The organism is Streptomyces sp. KR55 (assembly GCF_052245645.1).
Classification (GTDB): Bacteria; Actinomycetota; Actinomycetes; order Streptomycetales; family Streptomycetaceae; genus Streptomyces; species Streptomyces flavusporus.
This window is the reverse complement of sequence record NZ_JBQQCE010000678.1, coordinates 1-3740: the sequence shown is the minus strand read 5'-3', so window position 1 is coordinate 3740 and position 3740 is coordinate 1. Positions and strand designations below refer to the sequence as shown.

General features: G+C 70.7%; 4 protein-coding genes. 3 read left to right on the top strand and 1 reads right to left on the bottom strand.

Annotation, left to right across the window (positions count from 1 at the left end):
* Window positions 1-605 precede the first annotated feature (605 nt).
* Window positions 606-2009 carry a chromate efflux transporter gene (chrA, locus tag ACTWQJ_RS48195; protein WP_443312702.1) on the bottom strand — a complete coding sequence of 468 codons (1404 nt, stop codon included), beginning with the start codon at window positions 2007-2009 and terminating at the stop codon, window positions 606-608.
* Window positions 2010-2196: 187 nt separating this feature from the next.
* Between chrA and ACTWQJ_RS48190 the strand changes: the two genes are divergently transcribed.
* The 3 genes from ACTWQJ_RS48190 to ACTWQJ_RS48180 all read left to right on the top strand — a co-directional run.
* Complete coding sequence (locus ACTWQJ_RS48190; RefSeq protein ID WP_443312701.1) at window positions 2197-2721, top strand: Chromate resistance protein ChrB; 525 nt, start codon at window positions 2197-2199, stop codon at window positions 2719-2721.
* Window positions 2718-3152, top strand: coding sequence for a chromate resistance protein ChrB domain-containing protein (locus ACTWQJ_RS48185; RefSeq protein ID WP_443312700.1), 435 nt, complete (start codon window positions 2718-2720; stop codon window positions 3150-3152). Before ACTWQJ_RS48190 ends, ACTWQJ_RS48185 begins: the two co-directional genes overlap by 4 nt.
* Window positions 3153-3220: 68 nt before the next feature.
* On the top strand, window positions 3221-3740 hold a 520-nt coding region (locus ACTWQJ_RS48180), incomplete at its 3' end, for a DUF488 family protein (protein WP_443312699.1).

Sequence of the window (3740 nt, the reverse complement as noted above, 5' to 3'; positions counted from 1 at the left end):
GGCACGAGGGCCTCTCTGGTCGCCGGTGCAGATGTCGCAATCCACACCAGGCCAGAAGGCCCTCACCCATTTCAAGATCCCTCAGCCGAGACCTGCGTCACCAACCTCCGTGGACAGAACACCTAGCCCTCGACACCTGGCTCGTGCCAAGGGCTACCCGCCCGACCTCACCTCGCCCCAGGCTGAAACCCTATGAGGGGCCGCCGGACCGACTGCCGCTGGGCTCCCTCGCCTCAGAGCCTCGTGCTACGCCCAGCGCCGCGGAACCGGCACCCCATCACGTCCAGCGAGAAGTCGGTGGGCTGCGGGGCAACGCTGGTCGGCATGGTTGGTACCTTCTGCGGTTCGGGTGCGGGAGTTTCCCCAGGAGGAGGGTCACCGGCATGACTTTCCGCGCCCTGCGGCGGGATTGGCGCTCGCAGCTGCGCGCCTGGCCCAGCGGTTTGGTCCTCCGCGTGGGGGCCGTCAATGTTCCAGAGTAATTGCTAGGGGAGATTCCTCTACGGCACGTGAAAAGGTACCTGGCAGCCGTCGGGTCGGCGGCTGATACGGGAGCGGGCGCAGGCGGTGGGCACCGCCGAGGAGGGCCCGGAGGCCGGCGCGGATCAGCTCCCGGTCACGCCGGCCAGGGCCGCCGCGAGCCCAAGGCCGGCGCACACGCCCAGGGTGCGCAGGACGCTCCAGCGCAGCCGGAAGATCAGGGCGACGGCGACCAGCGCGATGCCGAGGGCGACGGGACGGAAGGTGGTGAGGTCCGGCAGTCCCAGGTGCAGCGGCCCAAAGGTGCGGTTGTCGACGGTGGTGAAGAGGGTGTGCTCGGCGAAGTAGAGCGCGAGGTTGGCGATGACGCCGACGACGGCCGCCGTGATGCCGCTGAGGGCGGCGGAGACGTGACGGTTGCCGCGCAGCCGCTCGATGTAGGGGGCGCCCAGGAAGATGAACAGGAAGCACGGCACGAAGGTGACCCAGGTGGTCAGCAGGGCGCCGAGCAGTGCGGCCGCCCACGGGTCGAGGGAGCCCGGGTCCCGGTAGGCGCCGAGGAACGCGACGAACTGCACCACCATGATCAGCGGCCCCGGCGTGGTCTCGGCCAGCGCAAGGCCGCGGACCATCTCGCCGGCGCTGAGCCAGCCGTACGTCTGCACGGCCTGCTGGGCGACATAGGCGAGGACGGCGTAGGCACCGCCGAAGGTGACCAGGGCGGTGCCGGAGAAGAACAGTCCCTGCGTGGTGAAGACGCTGCCTGTGCCGGTCAGTACGGCAACGGCGGCCACCGGGACGGCCCACAGCAGCAGGCCGGCCAGCAGGATGCGCGCGGTACGGCGGCGGCTCGGGCGCTCGTGGTGCAGTGCGCCGTCGGGAATCAGAGGGACCGGACCGTCGTCGCCGGAACCGTGCGCGGCGGGCTTGAAGACGGCGGCCACCCAGCGGGCGATCAGCCATCCGGCCGCCCCGGCGGCGACGATCACCACGGGGAACGGCACCTGGAACAGGGCCAACGCCGCGAAGGAGGCCACCGCGAGACCCACCAGCAGCGGGTGTGTCAGCGAACGGCGGCCGACCCGCCACACGGCCTGCGCGACGATGGCGACCACGGCAGGGGCGAGTCCGGCGAACAGACCGGTGACCGCGGCGGTCGTACCGAGGCCGACGTACAGCGCGGACAGCGCGAGCAGCGCCACGACACCCGGCAGTACGAAGAGGGTGCCGGCGGCCAGGCCGCCCCGGGTGCCGTTGAGCAGCCAGCCGGTGTAGATCGCCAGTTGCTGGGCCTCGGGTCCGGGCAGCAGCATGCAGTAGCTGAGGGCGTGGTTGAAGCGCTGCTGGCCGATCCACCGCTTCTCCTCGACGAGCGTTCGCTGCATCACGGCGATCTGTCCGGCGGGGCCGCCGAAGGTCTGCAGCGAGATCGTGAACCAGGTGCGCAGGGCCTCGCGGAACGGTATGAGATCGCCCCGGTCGGGCTCGGTCTTCGGCGGTTCCGAGGCCGGTCGGTCGGTGGCGGTCATCCGCAGAGGTCTCCATCCAGGCGGCATCAGCGAGTGCAACCATGGTTACATCATGGTGCCGTGAGGTGGAAGGGAGCGAGGTACCGATGAAGATGAACAGTTCGTTGCAGCCGTCGGCAGCGGCAGAGCCGCCGCCCGCAGCGCACGCTCTGGGCAATGGGAAACCACACCGCCCAGGACCCTCCGCGTGACCGACCACGACAGCCCGCCCCCTCCGGCACCCAGCGCCGCGGGCCAGTGGGTGCTGCTCTCCTACCGGCTGCCGCGCGAGCCCTCGACGCCGCGCATCACCGTCTGGCGCAAGCTCAAGCGGCTCGGTGTCGCCCAGATCAGCGACGGCGTGATCGCGCTGCCCGCCGACGCCCGCACTCGGGAGCAGCTGGAGTGGATCGCCGAGGAGATCACCGACTTCGGCGGCACCGCCACCCTGTGGATCGCCCACCCGACCGCGCTCGCCGAGGAACGAAGGCTCGCCCGGACCATGACCGACGCCCGCGCCGCCGAGTACGAGGGGGTACGCGCACAGGCCGAGGAAGCCCGCCACCAGCCCGACGACGAACGCCAACGCATTCTGCGCAAGCTGCGCGCCGAATTGCGCCGCATCCAGCGCCGCGACTACTTCCCTCCGCCGCAGCGCCGCACCGCCGAAGCCGCGGTGGAGGCCCTGCACCCCGCGAACACCGCCCCTGCTCCCGAGGAGAACTCCGCATGAAGTGGGCCACCCGCGCCGGCATCCACATCGACCGCGCCGCCTGCGCCTGGCTGCTCCGCCGCTTCGTCGACCCCGATGCCGAGTTCGTCTTCGTCACCGACCCGGCCGAAGTCCCCTCCGACGCCACCCCTTTCGACATGCGCGGCGCCGAACTCGGCCACCACCACGGCGACTGCAGCTTCGAGACCATCCTGCGCCGGTACGACTTCACCGGCGACCCCGCGCTGCGGCGCATCGCCGAGATCGTCCACGAGGCCGACCTCGACGACGAACGCTTCGACGCCCCCGAGGCCCCCGGCCTGGACGTCGTCCTGCGCGGCCTGTCCATGATCGGCGACGACGAGCACACCATGGCCGTCACCAAGCCGGTCTTCGACGGGCTGTACGAGTACTACCGACGCGCCACCCTCCTGGGCCGCGAACCGGCCTAGAGCACATGAAGGCAAGGTCCGCCATGCGGCCACGCGCCAGGAGTCAACGGCCGTTAGGATCACGGCCCATGGCCGGTCATCACTCAGCGCGTCACGACGACCACACTCCTGCGCAGCTCCTCGCGCTGCGGGTGCGGGAGCTGCGAGAGGCGCGGGGGTGGTCGCGCGAGCGGCTGGCCAAGGAGGCCGGTGTCGGCGTCAGCACGCTGGCACGGCTGGAGAACCGGGGAGCGATCCAGCCAGGTTTCTTCACCGTCGGCGAGCTCGCACGAGCCCTCGGCTCATCGCTCGACGAGCTGTTCCGAGAGACGACCAGCGCCGCGACGCCGGGGCTGTGGTCGGCCGGGTACGAAGGCCGGGACATCGACTCCTTCGTGGCCTCGCTCCTCGACAGTCGTATCGATGTTGTGGCGGACGTACGGCTCACGCCGATCAGCCGCAAAAGGGGCTTCAGCAAGACCCGCCTCGGGGAGGCACTTGCCGAGGCCGGCATCGAGTACGCCCACCTGCGTGGCCTGGGCAATCCGAAGGACAACCGCGCTCCGTTCTGGGACGGCCGCCTTGACGTGGGCAGGGCCCGGTTCCGTG